Here is an 18,210-nt window from a genome sequence, read left to right as displayed (position 1 = left end):
TCCTAAGCCGCCTGTTTCAGCGGTGACTGTTCGAAGGGAATATCGGGGAATACGTGGTTATGGACCTGCCGCAGCGCGAATGCCTGTGCGGCTTGGCTGTTCTGCTTAAGATCATCGAGCGGCGTCAGGTTGAGCTGCACTGTGTAAATATCGCCCCCCTCGATAGGCGGCATATTCTCCAGTCGGCGTACGTCATTGCGGGACATCCAGCCGTTCTGCAGCGCACTGGTGTAGTACGCCGCCCGGCCAGCGCTGTCTGCGCGCAGCAGCCCTTCTACTGAGAACTCGGCAAAGAGGTCCTCTTCACCGTTCAGCAGACAGCGGGAGATCTCCTGCTCAATATTCACCAGCAGCGGGCGCAGCGTATGCGTCAGGAACTGGAGGTTCATACCCTCGAGGCTCGACGCCCAGCTGCTTTGCTTTGAGGTATGCCCGACCATAAACGGCGGCACGCGGAACCAGCGGCAGATTTCCTCAATACTGAAGGAGCGGGACTCAAGCATCTGCGCAGCCTCGGGGTTCATTGTGACGTTCTGGTATTTCAGCCCGCCCTCAAGGACCATAATTTTCCCGGCATTCCGGGAGCCAGCAAAAGCCTGCATATAACCGCGAAGCCGCTCGCGCTGTTCGTCATTTAGCGCTTCATCAGCTGAAAGAAATCCTGAGCTTTGCAGTCCATTCTCAAAAATCTTTGCCGCTGACTCTTCAACTGCCATCGCCGCGCCGATCACATCCCGGCCCGCCATCATGGGCATCATGCCGCAGACACCATCAAGGCCGAACCCGCGAATATGCATCAGGTTTTTTTCCGGGATACTGCGCTTTTTGCCGTCTTCGGTGTAGGTGTACTCAAGTCGGCCGGTCTCCAGCCGCTTCACCACCATATTCTGGGGAAGAAGCGGCACCAGAGACACCAGCTTGCTGCCGATAAAAAGCTTTTCAACGAATGCGTTGCCGCGCAGGCAGATGCTCGCCACAACCATCAACATAAATCGGGATGGCGTCATTTCGAGGTTCGGACGGCGGCATAGAACCTGATACACAGGATGATCCTGCGCCAGCTTGCGCGAGCCGTCAGCCTGTCGGGTGTAGATCTTGACTGGCAATGTAGAAACCGACTCGCTCAGGAGCCGGACGCAGGACCAGACCGCTGAAAGCCGTATCGCTTTATCTGCTGTAACCGCTTTGCCGCTGCTGCTCATGCCGTACCATTCCTGCCAGAACGTCCCGGTAGTCAGGCTGATGGGCACGCCCAGCCAGTTGAGCAAGGCGCTTTTCACCTTGCCCGGCTGCTTATTTTTATTCATCAGAAACCTACCATGATGGGGTTTTCAAAGAAGCCTTTCAGACTCTGCCGCGTCTCCGGCAGCATGGCCCGGCCGATATCCATGATCAGGGCGGTGGCCCCGTCAATTTTGTTCTCGCTGTGCTCTTTGATGGGTCGCACAACGTCATCGTTACCGGGCAGGTGCTTGCCCACCACGTTAGAAATACACCACGTCAGTATGGGATGGCCGTCATGGTGGAACCGCCCGGCTTCTATCGCCGCCTCAAGCTCCTTCATCGGGTCCGACATGTTGGTGTAGTTCTGGACGATGGTTATCGGGCTGAGCCCCTCATCGGCCAGATGGTGGGACAGGTTAGTGGCTCCGTGGGGGTCAATGGCCGATTCCTCTACCGGGTTCTGCCGGTTGACCGCCTTCGCTTCCTCCAGGATGACGCGGTAGTCGATCTCTGCACCTTCGGTTACCTCCAGATGGCCGGAGTTCACCCACTTCTGGAAGCGTTCAGCAGTACGCTGATGATCGGTGTCGGTGCTGTATACCGTGTCATAGGGCACCCAGAACTTAGGCGCTATACAGTAATAGTGCCGCCTGCCATCAATATCACGGGTGAAGATCCGCACCATGCTGTTCATATCGAGCTTTCGCGCCAGGTCGAACGAGAGGTAGCAAGGCTGACCCTCGAACTGCTCGATTGTCAGCGTCTCATCCTCGCAGTTGCGCCAGCTGACCAAGTTGAAGTAAGCCGCCCGGGCTGATACCCAGATGTTCAGATGCTTGGTTTTGAAGACGTTGGCCTGGCGGGCATTGTTCATGGCCCGTTTCTGCTGGCTCAGCAGGAAATCGCTGTAGACCGAAATACCCATGTTGGGGTTCGCCTTGCGCAGCACCGCCGGATCGGTCCAGTCGTCACCCTCGTCAACCGTGTAAATCACACCGAAGAGCTCATCGTTAGGCACCGTGCCGTTCAGCATTTCAATAACTTCCCGGCGCTTGTCGTAGCACGGCCCCTCAATGTTGTAGCCAGCGGTGGTGATGGCCCACATTAGCGGCTGACGCCGGGCGCCCATACCTGTCAGCATGGTGGTGTAGAGCGCGTCGGTATCGTGTTCGTGGTATTCATCCACTATCGCGCAGCTCGGAGACGCGCCATCGCCGGGGTTGCCGATCAGGGGTTCAAGACGCGCGCCGTCTTCCGGCCGGTTCATGTTGGAGGCGTTCACCTCCACGCCAAAGGCATCACATAGCGCAGGGGTACGCTTACACATCAGGCGCGCCGGGCGGAACACCTCCCAGGCCTGCTTTTCCGTCGTGGCGCCGGAGTAAACTTCCGCGCCAAACTCGTCGTCACAGGTGAAGCAGAAGAGCGCCACCCCGGCAGAGATTGCCGACTTTCCATTCTTACGGGGGATCTCGGTATAGACCTCACGGAAGCGCCGCAGCTTTGTCCCCTTCCGCACCCAGCCGAACGCCGAGCAGACGATAAAAAGCTGCCAGGGCTCCAGGGTGATGGGCATGCGTTTGAAGGCCCACTCACCTTTGGTATGCGGCAGGAGCTGAATGAACTTAGCCGCCTTTTCCGCCAGGTCTTTATCAAACCGGTACTGAAACTTTTTCGTTTTCTCTTTCGCCAGATCATCCAGGTGCCGCTGGCACGCATCAATGACGTAGCGGCACGCCACAGTCTTTCCCCGGACGATGTCGCGGGCATACTGATTTGCGGCGTTCACGTTGGGGTAAGCTTTGCGTGTCATAGATTTTTAAAGGGATTGTCCGACTGTTTTTTGTTCCCACCAATCAGGCGCTGCCTGCTGCTGGGGTCCAGCCCGAGCATGCCTCCGAAGGAGGCCATCTGCCGCATTGCTTCGTTCAGCACGGTCAGCGCCGGGTTTTTGATCACCCCGCCCATTGCGCCGGTTACGGTGATTCCATTTTTAGCAACGTCCACCTGCGCAGCACGGGCGTTGGCATAGGCCACACAAAACATTTCGAGGTTGTGTAAATCCGTGGCGCACAAAACCTCCTGCGCACACAGCTCTTTTGAAACCATTCTCCACATTGTTGCAGCGGATTCGCTGAGCCACTCGGGCGGGTCAACGCCAGTTATGGGCGTGAAGGAAGGCTCTTCTTTATTGAGGGCGCGCTTACCCGGATTACCTGCCAGCAACTTCCGGGCGGTCGGCTTGGCGCGGCGTCCGGATCGGCCCGTCGCTCCAGCCATAGACGCTCCAGTTAAATTTTATATTTCGCGGGTGTAAAAATCTGACTGAGGCGGCGGTCCTTTAGGGCCAAGCCCCTGAACTTTTGACCCGCCCTCCCCTCCGATGAGAATCGATATCATTCACGTTAAAATGATTGCATTTGAAATCATTTCTTTTTCCATCAGTCGAGATGGAAGTCATCACTGAGGTTGCGGCGCCGCGCGCTGCTGGCATTGTGCGGACAGGCGCTGGAGTTATGGCCTGACTGACCGCAGTAACCGCAGCGCAGGTACGCACGGCGGGCTGAGCCTCCCCATGTCTTTGGGCAGTTCGCTACGGTGTGCAGCGTCGAGCCGCAGTAGGTGCAGCGCGTATAGCTCATCGGGTTCTCTCCGTTGCAGTCTTGCGCTTATGGCATGGCCAGCACAGCGATTCGAGATTGCTGTCGTCGTCTGTGCCGCCGTGAGCTTTGGGTTTGATATGGTCCACTGTCGATGCCGGAACGGGCTTTCCATTCCTCAGGCACTCCTGACATAGATGTCGATCACGCGTCAGGATGCGGGGGCGGATGATATCCCACTTACTGCCGTAGCCACGCTGGTGGCGGCTCAGTCCTCGCTGATGCTGCTGCCACCCTTCGTTACGGTGCGCATCGCAGTAGCCGGAACGATCTGTGGTGGTGCCGGAGCACCCGCGTTTACGGCAGGCGCGCGGGATAGCTGCTGGCATATTGTTGGCTCCAATAAAAAAGCCCCGTGTGAGCGAGGTTGTGTTTTACACCCTGTAGGGGATATATGCGATTTATCCTCTACAGCCATTACGATGTGTCTACCCATGCTGATGGCAAAAAAAACCGCCCGAAGGCGGTTCGTTTTATTTCTTTGTGATTGTATATCTGATAGCCGTAGTCGTTTTACGGCTTGCTGTAATAAATATCTTGTATTTAATTTTTTTCTCGATGAAGAAGTCACTAAGCATTTTATAATAACGCTTTGTTATTTGTGCTCCTCTGGCTTTAATATCTTCTTGAGTAAGCACCTCACCTTCGTACGTGATCTCAGCGGCTCTGGTTCCAAAGTACACGTTTTCAGGAAGTTCATTTCCATCAAAATCTTTAGTAAGACCGTTCGTTTCTAGTAAGTCTGAAACCTCACCATAGATGTTCGATTTATCACCAACTGTGATATCGAAAGTGACCATCACATAATATGAGATTGTGGCTTTTTTTGACATTCACTATTTCTCCATTGGAATGAAGAGTTAGTATCGGCAATTTGGAAAATAAACTTATTAATCTGGATCAGGGGCGCACGCAAATGCGGCGTACCCAGTCAGGTAATCCTCTCATGCAAGCTCTGAGAGGCATTTGATTTGCCCTGCGGTCCTAACCAAAGGTGTTATGATTTTAATTTTGTAACCATTTAAAAGCCCTCTATTACCAGAATCCGTCCTCATTTCACAGCATTGTACCAGGCCTGCCATCGATACGTATTGAGCCGCAGCTGGCGAAGGCATTGGGCGGTTTCAACATCAGCTTGCAGATCTTCATCGCTGTTGGCGCCAGCATCACTTCCCTTGCACGGGTCCTGCATCAAATCCGCTGATGGAGTTGGCAGCGTCGATAGCCTGTTGCCGCAGCCGGACAGACTCATCATCAAAAGCACAAACGGTACGATTCGGCTTCTGGACATATTTCACCACGTCGCGGGTTATGGTTCGGTAGATGATCCGGCCTTCGTCGCTGGCCTGCGCGGCCTTCTGCTCAATAGGCTGAATTGCCTTCTCTGCTTTGGCGCGATTATCGGCGGCCAGGGCGTTGATATGGTCAGCGTGGGCGTACCAGCCATTCAGGTAACGTAGCTCGCCATAGCCAACTGCCAGCAGGACAGCCACGAGAGCGATCAGTAGAATCGTTCGAAGGCTAAATGTCATGTTTGCTCTCCGCCAGGCACATCGAGCGCTCCATCTCTCGCCGGTTCTGTAAGCCTTTCCATTTCATGCCACCAGCGTAAACCCAGCGCCGCATCTCTTCACACGCGCCGTCGTGATCACCTTTGTTCAGCTTACGCAGCAAAGTGGACTTCGAGAACGCATCAGAACCAACGTTAAAGACAAAGCTGTAAAGCGCGGCGCGCTGATATTCGCCCAGCGGCACTTTTACCAGACTGTCTACCGTTCGCTTTGCTGGCTGGAGGTCTTTCCACAGCAACTGGTCACATTCGCGATCGGTATACTTCTTCCCTCTCACGATATCCCGGCCCGTATGGCCGTCGCAGACAGTCCACACCCCGGCGACGTCTTTATATGCTTCGTATTTCCGCCCTTCTACGCCATCCTGCCCACCAAGAAATAGTGAGGCAATCAGCATTGCACCACCACCAGCAGCGGCGATGAGTTTGTTACGCAGGCTACTGGTCATTGGCATTTATTCATCTCCGACTTTGACTGCTGGGCCATACTTCTCAAGCGCCTTTACCTGTGCATTGGCGACCTTGCGTTTGAAATACCAGTTAATGAGCCCGGTAACGATTATCCCGGCAATGCCAGCCAGCACACCGACGGCGCTCCACTCATCAGGACTTAGTTTTGTCAGAACACCGTTCAAGATGGTGCCGCCGGAAGTGCCTAACGCGACACCGGTTACGAGTTTGCTCATAAGAGACATGTACCTCACCTCCGATTATGTCGGGGCGCTTTGTGAAGTGATTGAAGAAAAGGTTGTTACAGAAACTGATAGCAAAAACTTTAACCACACTGCGGGTCATCGTTGCTCTGGCTTCAAACTTTTGCAGTGAATGCTAAATGCAAAAAAGCCCTGGCAGATGCCAAGGCTTGAAGATCAGTATTTGAGATTTATATTCAGCTAAGCTGCAGAGGAAACAGTTGGAACGCAGTACTTTTGGTAATAATTTTTTATTACTGGCCTAACATGAGGTGAAAGATTGAACCCACCCAGGATGCGTTGAAACGTTCCTTCGCTGCAAGGATCATGAATTCGTATGTCCCCAGCACTGACTCGCTGGATAACCGAATCAGCACCAAAAATTTCTGCTCGCCTATAAAAGACATAACTTGGATGCCGAACAAAAGGATGATCACCAACATTCAACAGACAAGAAGAGTCGGGTTCGATTCCGTCAGCTATAGAGGTTAAATTAACGGCAAGGAAAGATTCTTTTGCAAGTTTGGGATAAAATACGGGGTCGTTACAAATGAAGAACAAATGCTCCTTCGAACCAGAAAGGAGCATAATCGTGCCTTTTTGTACTGGGCTGAAGTCCGCTGTCATTTCAATCCGTAAGCAATTGAATCTAGTTCGGAGAATTCTCTCATCCTGTCAGATAAATGTCTAACAAGTTCTTCAGGTTTTCCAAGCGCCCGGAACACATTTTCAGGATTGATTGTAAACGCACCGCCACGTGGATCGGTCCATTCAGGACATTTTGAATGGGTATAATCCCTGATCTCCCATTTACTCATCTTACCGAAGCTTGCATAGACGGCATCTAGAATTGAAATCTCAGCCTCACTGAGTTCATCTAAATCATCACGACTTAAGCTGTCACATAAAAGCTTAAGCTCATAATTGTCAGCATCAGAAATCCAATTTTTCCAACCTTCTTCGCCCGTTTCTGTACCATTCATGAGGTCTAAAGAACGAGATAAGACTGGACCATGCGGCATGGCCACCATGCGGTCACCTGTGATAGGCTCACCGAAACGGTCCATTGATTCTCTATCAGAGAGGTACATCAATTTCATGAGCTTAAGGTATGGCATGCGTCCACCGCCTTTCGACAGTAGATAGGCGGCCATCTGAGCCACTCTTTCTTCGCAAAACATATTAGCCCCCCTACTCATAAACGATCACTACTACTATCAGCAGTATAGTCTTCAACTTAATTTTCTGTTTTCCAAATTACGCCGAATGCAAAATTTCTCTTGACTCTCTCCAAGCTCTTGTCTGGCCTAGCTTTGACGATTGTCAATACACGTTGCATTACTAACGAGCGTCTTTGTACCACAATCATACACGTTTAATCCACAGGCCTCTGTGGATAACCATTTGAACAAGCGTCGATCCTTATCCACAGAAACTCGAGATATCCACAGAGGGCAGCACTAAAAACAAAACCACCAACAACTCAAGGGGAAAAGCTGTGCATAAACACACCTTACTTATACACATATGCACAATTTTGGGCTAAAAGAATTTTTGTTCGGTTTTGCCTATTGATAAATGTTGCAAAAATTTAGCTCACAATTTCTTAAATCCTTTGCGTTCTAATAATTCATAAGCGAGGAAAAGTAACTTTTCTCTAAAAATCAGAGGAAGGGATTTTTAAGATGTACTGTTATTTACCAAATAAAAAAACCCGCTCAGGGCGGGCTTTTTAACTGTGAACATACAATGCCCATCGTTAACGTTAAATTTACACAAAAACGGCAACATTGCAAGTAACGTGAACCGAAAATATGAGATTTAGAGCAAAATTTGCACGCTAGTTACTTTCTTGAGTTCGGTATCTGCGTTGCTCTCCTCCTGAAAGCATTTCGTCACCAGACTTTCATAAAACGGCTTCCAGCTGTATCGCCAGGTACGATCAGGAAGGCTGTCCAGTTCGGCCAGAACGCCGCGATACGCTACTGATGATTTCGGCCTGCTGTATCCTCGCCCCTCACAGCGTTTGCACTCCTTATAAACCGGCGCGCCCTGCAACTCAGTTTGCTTTCGGTCGAGGGTTTGACCAGATCCGCCACACTGGCAGCGCTTACTGAGCTGACCGGTTCCGTTGCACTTGCCACACAGCTGGTGGTCCACATCCTTTACCTCGCGGAAGACTTCAAAATCAGATGGAGACTGGCCCTGATCCTTGGCGAATTGAGGTAGGCGCATCGTGTAATGGCTTTTGGTGATCACGCTGGTCCTGGTAATGAAGCCCTTGCCCCGGCATTTCTGGCAATCGGTACTGTCAGCAGCTGATGAGGCGTAATCCTTGAATGCGAATCTGGCGAGGATCCGCATACAGAGAGGAAACTTTTTACCAGCTGCTTTGCGTACCGCCATTGGTGCGTGCTGCTTGGCGTACTCCGTCAGCCAGTTGATAGCGGCTTCTTTATCCTGTGGACTGATGCCAGCCTTCCCCAGATACATGGCAAGACCGATCCCGGCGTCGGCCTGAGTCATGCCCAGCGCAGCCATGATGTCGGTTACCGTTAACTGATCGCCCGCGGTTGCGCGCACGCTATCAGAGATGTGCATCCCTTTCGGTGCAAAAAACTTTAAAACTCCGTCCAGATTCATAGCGTTCTCCACTCCGTCTACGCCAGTGCGCCGATGGCTAGCGCCCGGTCTAATGTTTTCAACAGCAGCTCCGGCTGCGTGCCGTATTTCGCTTCAAATGCCACAGCGTCAGCGTGCAATTCGTCGTGATGCGCCCTGCACAGCGGTATCACGAACAAATCATGCGCTTTGGTTCCCATGCCACCCATGCCGTGGCCGATCAGGTGGTGGGGGTCGTCTGCCGGGTTCTGGCAACATGCGCACTGCTGCGCCTTTACCCAGCGGGTGTATTTCTCGTTTTGCCAGCGTCGGCGCTTTGGCCTCAACATGAAGGATTCGGGCGTCTCCGGATCCACCTGCAGCGCCAGCACCTTTTTAGCCGCCTCCTCTACAATGCTGGTGGGCGGTACCGACGGCACAATGTCAGCCTCACGCGTCACCGATAGCGCTTTCTCTGCCGGAATACGCAGGACCTTGCGCGCCACCGTCTCAGGGATGGCGTGCGCCAGCTTGTTGAGCGTCAGCCACCAGCACAGTTCTGGCAGGGTCACGACGTGCGAATCATCGAAACCCAGCCCGGCGCGAACAACCGACAGTAGCCAGGCTACCAGGTTCTCCCGCGCAATGCCCGCCAGTTCGTTAGTAAATTGCTCCCGCACCAGGATATCGCAGGCCCAGCACAGCCGCAGCACGCCGGGGGCATGCCGCATGGTGACCATTTCATGGTGGTGATAGTCGCTGTGCTGGTACTGGCAGCCGGATTCCCGCATCAGCCAGGCTTCCAGACATGAGAGGCCACCAGCCCGCTTAATCACATCGGCATGCTCAAACACGGGTACCATTGCCGGGTCCTCCGCCAGCGGCTGCCGCGCCGCCGGGATCTCCCCGGTTGGAACACCCGCCAGGCGCTCCGGCTCGTTCTCCAGAAGAATGCGGCCACGTTGGAAATGCGGCATAAGCTCAGGACCAGGCCGGAAAGCCACGATCCCGAACTCTTTTACGACGACAGGAGTTAATAACGCTCTCACGCAGCCTTCCCTTTAGCGATATGCTCTGCCCACAATCCGCCGATCCACCTCACTCCTTTAGCCGTAAAGCGCGCCTGGCTGAAAGCGTGGTTTGAAGTGGTCGAAGTCCCCGTTTTAACCTCAAAGCGCCCTGCATCGATATGCTGGTGCCGCGGCGTCAGCGCCCCGCCGAGCCGATACATGATGTCGTTCTCGATCAGGAAAAGGCGGAACTCAGTTTCTTTGGCTTTAAGCAGTTTTGCCACCTGGCGGAATGAGAGTGAGCCGCTGGCGCTGCAGTAGCGATCGACAAATTCAACCTTCGGCGCAGCTGCTGCGAGCTGGAGCGTCAGCTGCTCTTTTTGCTCGGCCAAATCTGCCGCCAGGCGCAGCGCCTCAGGTAAAGATCGGGGCACGCTGATACTCCGTCCCTCCTCCAGTTCCTGCCAGCGATCGACAACCGCGGCGGTAAATTCCGGCGACAGCCGGGCGACCACGACCAGCGAGTCACGTTTGTTGAACCGGTACTCCTGATAAATGTTGCCATTGTGCTCGAAATCGAACTGCGCCAATGGCGCGGTTAAAACGCCACCAGCAACGAGGCGCTCCGCTGAGCGTTTAACGTCACTATGTTTGCTCTGTACCAGCTCCGCAATTTCCCGGCTGGACATTGTCACTGCACCATTAACGATTAACTGATTCATGCGATTCTCCACTTATCAAGCGGCTGCACCCGCCGGTTCGTACTTACTGATCGTGATTTCGACCTTTCCTTTCTGCGTTACTGGTCCCCACTCCACCAGCATTCGCTTAATCTGACTGTCGTCCTCCCAGATACCCGCGTGAGTCAGCGCGTCGAACAGCGCTTTGTTGTAGTTGTCGATGTCGCGACGGCGGGCGTCCGGCGGGAAAAGAACGATCTCCACCGCCGCCGGCGCACTGCTGGGCTTCGGTAATCGGCGCAACTGCTCGATGATCGCCGCGCATGCCTCACTCTGGAATGCCCGCCCCTTTGCGCTAACGAGAGTGCGACCTTTCAACGGGCCGCTGTTTGGGGATCGCCAGTAGGCATTGACGCTCGGCGGGAATGGCAGGGTTAGCTTCATAGCTCGACCCCGCGGATCTCCAGAAATGTGAGCGCCTGCTCCCGCGCACTTTCATCGCCGAGCAGCAGCGCACGAATTATCGCAATGGCTTCATCTTCGGATTGCTGCCCTGTAATAGAGATCCCGCGGGAAACGTCCGGGGTGATCGTGATGGCCCCTTTTCGCTGGAGGATGAGCAAAGCGTCCCGCGCCGAGTTATGCGAGCGGCAGCCCATTAACCCGGCCAGTTCAGCAACGGTTGGAGGGAACCCGTGTTCTTTCTGGTAATCGACCAGCAGGTCTAAGACCTCCTGCTGGCGCATGCTCAGTGTTTTCACGCGGCCTTCTCCTCTTTGCTCGTGCACATATCAGGCAAGTTTGCGCGCACCAACGCCTCGGCGAACGGCGGCGGCACAGCGTTACCGCAGCGAGCTACCTGCTTATCCTTCGCGTACTTCACGCCTCGGTAGTCCTGGTCGATGATGTACCACTCCGGGAAACCCTGGGCGCGGTACAGTTCGGCAGGTTGCAGCATGCGCATGCCGATATCCACGATGCGATAGACCACGCCATCAACAGTCACCATCCCGTCAGAATCCGCACCGCAATACTGCTGCAGGAACGTCAGCGCCTGCGCCGCGCGCTGCCCGTCATAACCTTCGGTCGCCAGGCTGGTCTCTACGTTCCCGACATGCAAGCCGCCCGCAGTTAACCCCGGCGCTGGCGCTTCAACCACCCGACCATCCCGGCAGGTGCCACGTAGCATCACCAGATGCGATGTGACCAGGCCATGGTGATCGGTGGTGGTGACCGTGTGTGCCGGTTCGTCCAGCGCTACGCCAGCGCCCTGGTAGTTCCCGCCGAAGTGCTTAACCAGATTCGCCGCCACCAGCCCGAACTTACCACCGCCAGCAACGACAGTGCCCAGAGGCTTATGCAGGCCCGGCACGCGCGGCTCCTGCCCCGGGCGTTCGCCGTAACCCATCTGAATCAGTGTCGTGGACACCAGCTGCGATTTACCGCCACCACCAGCAGTAATCGTGGCGCTCGGCTCATCGGCCCGGTGCCCGATGCTGGCGCCGAACTGCCGGGCGATCACCGGCGCGACAACACAAGCCCTGGACTCTTTCAGGATCGTGTGCATTGGCTTATCCAGTGGGCGCGGCTTCGCCTGGTACTCACTGCCGCCATTACCGGCCAGGAATGGCGTTACCGTCGGTACCGCGATCGCATAGCCATGTGTTTTGGTGATGGTCTGCAGCGGCTCCGCCAGCGCCTGCCCACGAAAGCAGTCGTATTTCCCTTTCGTCGTAGTGTGGTTGCACTTCACGATAAACGGCGAGGCGCTATCAATCACGAAGCGCTGGATACCGCGAGCGATGCGCTTGAGCGTGTTCTCCGCCAGCGGCTTTTTGCGGTCGAAGATGGACTGCGCCGGAATTGACCAGTCGATACATTCCGCCGCGGTACGCCATGGCGCCAGCTTGCCACCCTGCACTGCTGGCGTTTTCGGGTCGCCGTGGGTCGGCGCTGGCCAGGTCACCGGCACGCCGTCGCAACGCATCACCATGAAAAACCGCTTCCGAATGGTCGGCGCGCCAAAGTCGCACGCGCGCAGTTCTCGGTGGTCAACGGCATAACCCAGCCCGGCTACCAGCTGTTGCGCCTGCACACCGTCGGCGTCAATACCCAGAAATTCGCAGCACTCCACCAGCGCCGGATGCCCGGCAGATATCCCGCCGGACAGCATGCCGCAGAATGCCTCGAAAGTTTCTCCAGCACGGGCCGGATCCGGGCGCTGCCCGCCATCATCGGATGCAATTAGCGGTCCCCACGTTTTGAACTCCTCCACGTTCTCCAGCATCATCACGCGCGGACGAACCGCCAGCGCCCAACGAATGACGATCCACGCCAGACCGCGAATCTCTTTCTCCACCGGCTTTGAGCCTTTGGCCTTCGAGAAGTGGCGGCAGTCCGGGGAGAACCACGCCAGCCCCACCTGGCGGCCAGCGGTCGCAGCGACAGGATCGACATCAAAAACGGATTCGCAGTAGTGCAGCGTATCCGGGTGGTTGGTGGTATGCATTGCCACGGCGTTCTCGTCGTGGTTGATGGCAATGTCCACGCTGCGGCCGATCGCCAGCTCAATTCCCGTACTCGCCCCGCCGCCGCCGGCAAAGTTATCAACGATAATTTCTCTCACGCATATTCCTCCATGGCGACGGCCAGCGACCGGGCCGCGGTGACGATTGCCGGTACCGGCATTTTCTCCAGCCACATGCGGTTGATGTGATGCTTAACCTTGCGCTGTTCGTTTTCTTTTAGCCCAGAGATCTCCTCTACCTGCTTGCAAATTAGAGCCACCTCGGCAGGCCAGATATCAGGTAAGTGCTCGGGCGTGACAGAATCTTGATTATGCTGCTGCGGATGATCCTGCTTAATCAGGCGCTCAGCTTCGCGGCGGATCTGCGCCATGAATGCATCCCCTCGCGCCTCCAGATCCTTGCGGCTGATATAGCTCATCGCCTGGCCGCGCCAGGTCTTGTCGAATACGACTACTGCACCAGCGAAGAACGCTCCGGACGGCACCTGCTTTTCGTCTTTTGGCACAAACCACATCGGCAGATCGAAACCAATTCTGCCGCGGATAAACGCAACGTGATCGGCATCTTCAGGCCACCACACCTCGCTGGTTGCAGCCTTGATCAGGAAGACAAAGCGACCGCCCTTGTCACGCATCGCGCTGGCGTGCTGCATGATGTAACGCATACCGGTGATGTAATCATCTTCATGCATGCTGGCGCGGCTGTATGGCGGGTTCCCGAACGCGGCGCCGTTGAGTTCTGACACCCGGGCGGACCAGTCCTGCACCAGCGCGTTGTGCTCAGCGGTGTAATACGCTTCGCATTTGCTGTTCTCGCCGTCGGTAAACAAGTCCAGAACGAACGGGCCAAACATGGAGTTGATACCCCAGAAAATGTTATCCGGCGTGCGCCACTGGTCGCCGACTTCCTTCAGTTCGTGCAGCGGCTGGCTGCGCAGTTCGGCCAGGTCCCGGCAGTATTTATTGGTCATTGGTCTTCTCCGATGTAATGGCCTGCCAGCAAGCACGCGTCTGTTACGCTGCGTTTCTTGGCCTGTTTGAGGCATGACGCACGTCGTTTGACGTAACGCTCCCGATCCTTATTCACAGATGTCAGGTCGAAAGCCTGAAGCCATACCGTCGCAGCGCGCAGGTAAAGCCCCCTTTCCTCCAGTTCTACGGCGTATTTTTCTAAATCAGTCAGGGTCTTCACTGTTTCTGCGTAGGAAGCAGCAGCTGCTGCGGCTTCTGTTTTGACGAAGCCTTCGCAGGGGTAATACACAATCGTCGTGTCGTTATGAATCTCGCGCTTGAGCTTCCCCTCGTTGTGAAAACGGAACAGGCAGCGGCTGATCGTGCGAAACGAGCTATGGGTCAGAACATTGGCAACCTGACGGGTGCTGCAGCCAGGGTTATCCAGCGCGAACTGCAAAACTTCGGATTCGATGCTCATGATGTTGCCCCCCTGAATCCCTCAGGAATTTTTTTATCAACAGGACCGAACTTCATCGGATCCGCTTTACGCTGGCCCCATGTTTCGCGTGCCGGGCGCCCGGCGGAGTCCCACTTATTCGCCGATTGCAGGTAGCCAGGGAACTTGGAGGGCAGGAACAGGGTTGTCGGGCGCAGATACTCTGCCATTTTCAGATCGTCGCCCCACTTCTCGACGCTGTAATCAACCACCAGCATCAGCTCATCAAGCGTAAATCCTTCGGTCAGGCGGCCGCGAATGTTCTCCAGAGACGACTTGCAGACCTGGTACCGTGATCCGGTTGTCTGGTTCAGGTGAGATAAAACCTGTTTTGCCTGATCAGTAATCACCACGGCAGGGTCGGGTTGCGACGCAACCGGACAAGAAGGGGTTTTATTCTCTGTAGTACTCTCTGTTGTATTCTCTGTTGTATTCTCTGTAAGAACATCAGTGCAATTTGACCTGATGACAGCGGTTCGTTTTGACCCGATGGAGCGTTTCACAATGACCTGTTCCATCGGTTCATTTTGACCTGATGGACGAGCGCAATTTGAACTCCTGGATTTAGTCACTTTGACTTCATCTAAAAGCTCGCTTTCGTAGTTGATCGTGTAGTAGTTCGTCATGTCGCGCTGGGACTTGTTCAGCTGCTCAATTTTGAGCACGCCGAGAGTCTTCAGGCGGGTGAAGGTGCGCTTCAGGGTTGACTCAGACCAGAACGGGAACTGCTCCAGCCACTGCTCGTTGGTGTTATAGATCCAGCGCACGCCGTCGCGCTCCAGGCCGGAGTTTGTCTCTTTCAGCCAGTAGTTCACCTGCTGCAACGCAATCGCCTCATTGAGACCAATGCTGTACGCAAGGTCAGGGTTTATCACTATTGGCCGGGATGGCATTAACAGGCTCATGGCAGTCCTTTAACTCTGTAAATTTGCGCTGGAATTGCTCAAGAGGGCTGAAGCACTCATGACCGTACCCTTCGCGAAGGTATATAACGCGTCGTGTATCTGGCTCCCATCGGATAACCCGAACAAGGATGCCTCGGTGGTCTCGGAACCTCCGGTCAACTTCAGCCATTCTTCGCGCCCCTTCTCGTTCATCAGAGCAAATGCGGCTACCATTTCTGCACATGGCTGGTAGTTGTTGTCTCCGCTATCGCCGGATACTATTCCCACATAGCCGAACGGGGATTCTTTCCCAACCAGCGGCAGGCATCTGAATTGCTTCGCTGGCCTGAATCGGTTTAAACTGTTCATGCGTTAGTTTCTCCACTAAAGAACCGGCGCGCCCGACGCCTCGAGCTGCACACTCGGGGCGTCACCTTTTCTGCCGGTTGAAATAAAAACATCTACTGCCTGATCCGATACGCCCACTCCATAAAGCGCCATGAAGCCCAGAAACCCGTGAATCTGGTGACGAAGCTTGTTGTTGAATAAATCCGAAAGGGTCTTACGTTCCTTACGGTCAATCACACCATCTGCTGCTGCAGCCATCTTTGCTGATGCCAGTTCGCCAGCTGCAGCCGTCACTTTCATATCGAGTTCATAGAGATCAACGTTGTCCAGGCTACCCGGAGCCGGAATATCCACCAGCAGTTTTCCGCATTGCGCTGCAAAGTACTCAGCCAGGTGAGCGGTATTAGAAATTGACTGCATCTTTTCCAGTTCAGCCAGGGTGAAAAACCGGCTGCTGCACTTCTGGTACATATGGTTGTGAAACTGATCGATGGTCATACCAAGTTCGGCTGCCATACCGACACGACCATTTTTATGTGCCTTACACATCAGACGAATCGCTGTGTTTATGCTGTCTACCATTTTGTTTTTCCTTTGGTAGTTATTTTTAGGCCGCTGATTCGGTAGATTGCAGCGGTGGGAAAACATCATCGATACTTACATTTGCGCCAAAATGATTGAGGGCAGAAACGATGGCGCGGCACTGATCGATGTTCATTTTTCTCTTGCTGTTTTCGTAATGACAAACAGCGCCTTTGGTCACTCCAAGGACATTTGCTAAGTGCCCTTGAGTGATGCCTAGCTTGGTTCTAATTGCTCGAAGGTTATTCATTTCACTCTCCTGTTCACAATAAGAAATATACATTTTGTATCTTTAATTCGCAAGTAAGATATACGTTTTGTGCCTCGATTAAAAGTATACAAGTTGTATTATTTGGGTATGACTATGAAATGGTACGACTTGGCTAAAACCCTGATGAAAACTCAGGGGATAACTCAAGAGCAGCTTGCTGAACACCTTGGTATCACCAAAGGTGCAGTAAGCCATTGGCTAAACGCCCGGCGTGAGCCCAGCCTGGGGGAGATCGCACGAATCCTTGAGTTTCTAGGTAAGAAAAATTTTTCCGTTGGAGCGGGTGGCTTAATCATGGACGAGAACCTTAAAGGGGATGTTGAGTATGTGGGACGCTATAAACCTGGCAAGAAATATCCCGTATTAAGTAGCGTCAAGGCAGGAGCCTGGGGTGAAGCCGTCGAAGCTTATACCCTGAAAGATATTGACCAATGGCTTGAGTCAGATGCTCATATTCAGGGAGATGCCTTTTGGCTAGAAGTGGAAGGTGATTCTATGACCGCGCCAGCCGGGCTGAGCGTTCCTGAGGGTACGTTTGTTTTGTTTGACACGGGAAGAGAACCAGTAAACGGAAGTTTGGTTGTTGCAAAACTATCAGATACAAACGAAGCCACCTTCAAAAAATTAATCATTGATGGTGGTCAAAAATATTTGAAGGGACTTAACCCTCAGTGGCCTCTTGTGCCAATCAACGGCAACTGTAGAATTATAGGCGTTGGTGTTGAAACCAAGCTACGTCTCATCTAAAGACTCCTTACAACCCAACTTTCTGGTTGGGTTCAGAAAATCGTATTCGAAAACCTGCCCGAATATCTGAATGCCGAAATGACATTACCCCTCTCTTTTACCCATAAAGATACATAACGTTGCCTCTCATTTTTTGTATACAAATCGTATTGACTAACATGGATACGTTTTGTATATTCAATTCATCAACAACATTCCTGTGAGCAAAAAGAATGAGCACAAGCGCAAACAGAAAGATGATTACTCTCCCAGATGGGATGAAGTTCAGTCCTGTTTATAGCAAGTGCCCTAAGTGCGGTTGTGATTTAGAGAAGTGGCATGATTCCTTTGTAGATCAGGTAAGCGCCAATCAAGCAAAGAATCGTACCGGTGATACTGAATGCGCGCTTGAAGCCAGTGCCAAGAAATCTCTGGCCCATAGCCTCTTCAACAACTGTGTATCGTGGATGGTTTTTCCATTCTCCACAGCAAAAAAATACGCCGCCAAGAGAAATAAGAAGCGCGGAGTTGGTAGGAAGTTTTGGTAGTAGTCCGCCAGCAGTAGAGAGGAATACGACCGTGCAAATGACGATCAACACCTTGTACCAAACATCCAACTGAAGATTGGATAACGGATTGTTCATGTTTTTCAATTTCTTGGTTGTGTGAGAACTCCAAGAATACCACCGAGCCTGACGTGGTGAAAAGACAGGCACTTTTGCAGTACGGCATATGGCACATGTGTCGCAGCGGTCCGGCAGGGTTCCTCTATGCTACTTTCCATGCCGGGTAGCCGGAATGTGCAAGCCAGGCACGAACGACAGTCAGAGACGTTTCACCAGCGTGGCGGTTAGGTGTGACACCTCGGAAGAGACGAGGGTGCAACGATGAGAGCATTGGCGATGAGCGGGCCATCATACAAGCCGCAAGACGATCCGGAGGCATCAGCCAACCGTATCAGTGCTCTCAGCGTTGTGGAAGTAGA

25 protein-coding genes are annotated in these 18,210 nt (G+C 53.6%); 1 reads left to right on the top strand and 24 read right to left on the bottom strand.

All coding sequences use genetic code 11. From position 1 onward, the window contains the following. Nucleotides 1-2 precede the first annotated feature (2 nt). The 23 genes from DVA44_RS08605 to DVA44_RS08495 form a co-directional block, all read right to left on the bottom strand. Complete coding sequence (locus DVA44_RS08605; RefSeq protein ID WP_114386287.1) at nt 3-1,307, bottom strand: phage portal protein; 1,305 nt, start codon at nt 1,305-1,307, stop codon at nt 3-5. Then, nucleotides 1,307-3,037, bottom strand: coding sequence for a terminase large subunit (locus DVA44_RS08600; RefSeq protein ID WP_114386285.1), 1,731 nt, complete (start codon nt 3,035-3,037; stop codon nt 1,307-1,309). Before DVA44_RS08600 ends, DVA44_RS08605 begins: the two co-directional genes overlap by 1 nt. Further along, a complete protein-coding gene (locus tag DVA44_RS08595; protein WP_114386283.1) occupies nt 3,034-3,504 on the bottom strand; it encodes a phage terminase small subunit P27 family in 471 nt (156 codons plus the stop codon). Before DVA44_RS08595 ends, DVA44_RS08600 begins: the two co-directional genes overlap by 4 nt. Before the next feature lie 161 nt (nt 3,505-3,665). Further along, on the bottom strand, nt 3,666-3,866 hold the full coding sequence (locus tag DVA44_RS08590; RefSeq protein ID WP_114386281.1) for a hypothetical protein: 201 nt from the start codon (nt 3,864-3,866) through the stop codon (nt 3,666-3,668). Further along, nucleotides 3,863-4,213 carry an HNH endonuclease gene (locus DVA44_RS08585; RefSeq protein ID WP_114386279.1) on the bottom strand — a complete coding sequence of 117 codons (351 nt, stop codon included), beginning with the start codon at nt 4,211-4,213 and terminating at the stop codon, nt 3,863-3,865. Before DVA44_RS08585 ends, DVA44_RS08590 begins: the two co-directional genes overlap by 4 nt. Nucleotides 4,214-4,357: 144 nt before the next feature. Then, nucleotides 4,358-4,717: a hypothetical protein gene (locus DVA44_RS08580; RefSeq protein WP_114386277.1), complete on the bottom strand. Its 360-nt coding sequence runs from the start codon at nt 4,715-4,717 to the stop codon at nt 4,358-4,360. A gap of 333 nt (nt 4,718-5,050) precedes the next feature. Next, the gene (locus DVA44_RS08575; RefSeq protein ID WP_114386276.1) at nt 5,051-5,416 is read right to left on the bottom strand and encodes a hypothetical protein; all 366 of its coding nucleotides are present in this window, start codon (nt 5,414-5,416) and stop codon (nt 5,051-5,053) included. Then, entirely contained in the window at nt 5,406-5,903 is a 498-nt protein-coding gene (locus DVA44_RS08570) for a lysozyme (protein WP_168194509.1), read from the bottom strand. The genes DVA44_RS08575 and DVA44_RS08570 overlap by 11 nt, the downstream gene beginning before the upstream one ends. 6 nt (nt 5,904-5,909) lie before the next feature. After that, on the bottom strand, nt 5,910-6,140 hold the full coding sequence (locus tag DVA44_RS08565) for a class II holin family protein (protein WP_168194466.1): 231 nt from the start codon (nt 6,138-6,140) through the stop codon (nt 5,910-5,912). Between the two features lie 207 nt (nt 6,141-6,347). Then, complete coding sequence (locus tag DVA44_RS08560; RefSeq protein WP_114386270.1) at nt 6,348-6,773, bottom strand: hypothetical protein; 426 nt, start codon at nt 6,771-6,773, stop codon at nt 6,348-6,350. Further along, nucleotides 6,770-7,300 (bottom strand): Panacea domain-containing protein, encoded by a 531-nt coding sequence (locus DVA44_RS08555; protein ID WP_210405529.1) that lies wholly within the window; start codon nt 7,298-7,300, stop codon nt 6,770-6,772. Before DVA44_RS08555 ends, DVA44_RS08560 begins: the two co-directional genes overlap by 4 nt. Before the next feature lie 667 nt (nt 7,301-7,967). Further along, nucleotides 7,968-8,789, bottom strand: coding sequence for an antitermination protein (locus DVA44_RS08550; protein ID WP_114386266.1), 822 nt, complete (start codon nt 8,787-8,789; stop codon nt 7,968-7,970). 17 nt (nt 8,790-8,806) lie between these two features. Continuing rightward, nucleotides 8,807-9,796 (bottom strand): DUF968 domain-containing protein, encoded by a 990-nt coding sequence (locus tag DVA44_RS08545; protein ID WP_114386264.1) that lies wholly within the window; start codon nt 9,794-9,796, stop codon nt 8,807-8,809. Next, nucleotides 9,793-10,479, bottom strand: a complete 687-nt coding sequence (locus DVA44_RS08540; RefSeq protein ID WP_114386262.1) for a phage antirepressor KilAC domain-containing protein — start codon at nt 10,477-10,479, stop codon at nt 9,793-9,795. The genes DVA44_RS08545 and DVA44_RS08540 overlap by 4 nt, the downstream gene beginning before the upstream one ends. A gap of 15 nt (nt 10,480-10,494) precedes the next feature. After that, a complete protein-coding gene (locus DVA44_RS08535) occupies nt 10,495-10,881 on the bottom strand; it encodes a RusA family crossover junction endodeoxyribonuclease (protein ID WP_114386260.1) in 387 nt (128 codons plus the stop codon). Then, nucleotides 10,878-11,198, bottom strand: coding sequence for a LexA family transcriptional regulator (locus DVA44_RS08530; protein ID WP_246843609.1), 321 nt, complete (start codon nt 11,196-11,198; stop codon nt 10,878-10,880). The genes DVA44_RS08535 and DVA44_RS08530 overlap by 4 nt, the downstream gene beginning before the upstream one ends. Continuing rightward, nucleotides 11,195-13,063, bottom strand: a complete 1,869-nt coding sequence (locus tag DVA44_RS08525) for a DNA cytosine methyltransferase (protein ID WP_114386258.1) — start codon at nt 13,061-13,063, stop codon at nt 11,195-11,197. The genes DVA44_RS08530 and DVA44_RS08525 overlap by 4 nt, the downstream gene beginning before the upstream one ends. After that, on the bottom strand, nt 13,060-13,935 hold the full coding sequence (locus DVA44_RS08520; RefSeq protein ID WP_114386256.1) for a phage N-6-adenine-methyltransferase: 876 nt from the start codon (nt 13,933-13,935) through the stop codon (nt 13,060-13,062). The genes DVA44_RS08525 and DVA44_RS08520 overlap by 4 nt, the downstream gene beginning before the upstream one ends. After that, nucleotides 13,932-14,396: a PerC family transcriptional regulator gene (locus DVA44_RS08515; RefSeq protein ID WP_114386254.1), complete on the bottom strand. Its 465-nt coding sequence runs from the start codon at nt 14,394-14,396 to the stop codon at nt 13,932-13,934. The genes DVA44_RS08520 and DVA44_RS08515 overlap by 4 nt, the downstream gene beginning before the upstream one ends. Further along, nucleotides 14,393-15,319: a conserved phage C-terminal domain-containing protein gene (locus DVA44_RS08510; protein WP_114386252.1), complete on the bottom strand. Its 927-nt coding sequence runs from the start codon at nt 15,317-15,319 to the stop codon at nt 14,393-14,395. Before DVA44_RS08510 ends, DVA44_RS08515 begins: the two co-directional genes overlap by 4 nt. After that, nucleotides 15,276-15,488 carry a DUF4222 domain-containing protein gene (locus tag DVA44_RS08505; protein ID WP_114386250.1) on the bottom strand — a complete coding sequence of 71 codons (213 nt, stop codon included), beginning with the start codon at nt 15,486-15,488 and terminating at the stop codon, nt 15,276-15,278. Before DVA44_RS08505 ends, DVA44_RS08510 begins: the two co-directional genes overlap by 44 nt. Nucleotides 15,489-15,682: 194 nt before the next feature. Then, on the bottom strand, nt 15,683-16,228 hold the full coding sequence (locus tag DVA44_RS08500) for a YmfL family putative regulatory protein (protein WP_114386248.1): 546 nt from the start codon (nt 16,226-16,228) through the stop codon (nt 15,683-15,685). 25 nt (nt 16,229-16,253) lie between these two features. Then, complete coding sequence (locus DVA44_RS08495; RefSeq protein ID WP_114386246.1) at nt 16,254-16,478, bottom strand: helix-turn-helix transcriptional regulator; 225 nt, start codon at nt 16,476-16,478, stop codon at nt 16,254-16,256. A gap of 108 nt (nt 16,479-16,586) precedes the next feature. Here DVA44_RS08495 and DVA44_RS08490 point away from each other — a divergent pair, with 108 nt between their 5' ends. Beyond that, nucleotides 16,587-17,246, top strand: coding sequence for a LexA family transcriptional regulator (locus tag DVA44_RS08490; protein ID WP_114388387.1), 660 nt, complete (start codon nt 16,587-16,589; stop codon nt 17,244-17,246). A gap of 305 nt (nt 17,247-17,551) precedes the next feature. On the opposite strand, the gene DVA44_RS08485 is transcribed toward DVA44_RS08490, so the two are convergent. Then, nucleotides 17,552-17,869 carry a hypothetical protein gene (locus DVA44_RS08485; RefSeq protein WP_114386244.1) on the bottom strand — a complete coding sequence of 106 codons (318 nt, stop codon included), beginning with the start codon at nt 17,867-17,869 and terminating at the stop codon, nt 17,552-17,554. Nucleotides 17,870-18,210: the final 341 nt, after the last annotated feature.

Origin of the sequence: Leclercia sp. W17, from assembly GCF_003336325.1 — a bacterium.
Taxonomy (GTDB): domain Bacteria; phylum Pseudomonadota; class Gammaproteobacteria; order Enterobacterales; family Enterobacteriaceae; genus Enterobacter.
Note: the sequence above shows the minus strand (reverse complement) of the source record. Positions and strands in the feature narration are given on the sequence as shown.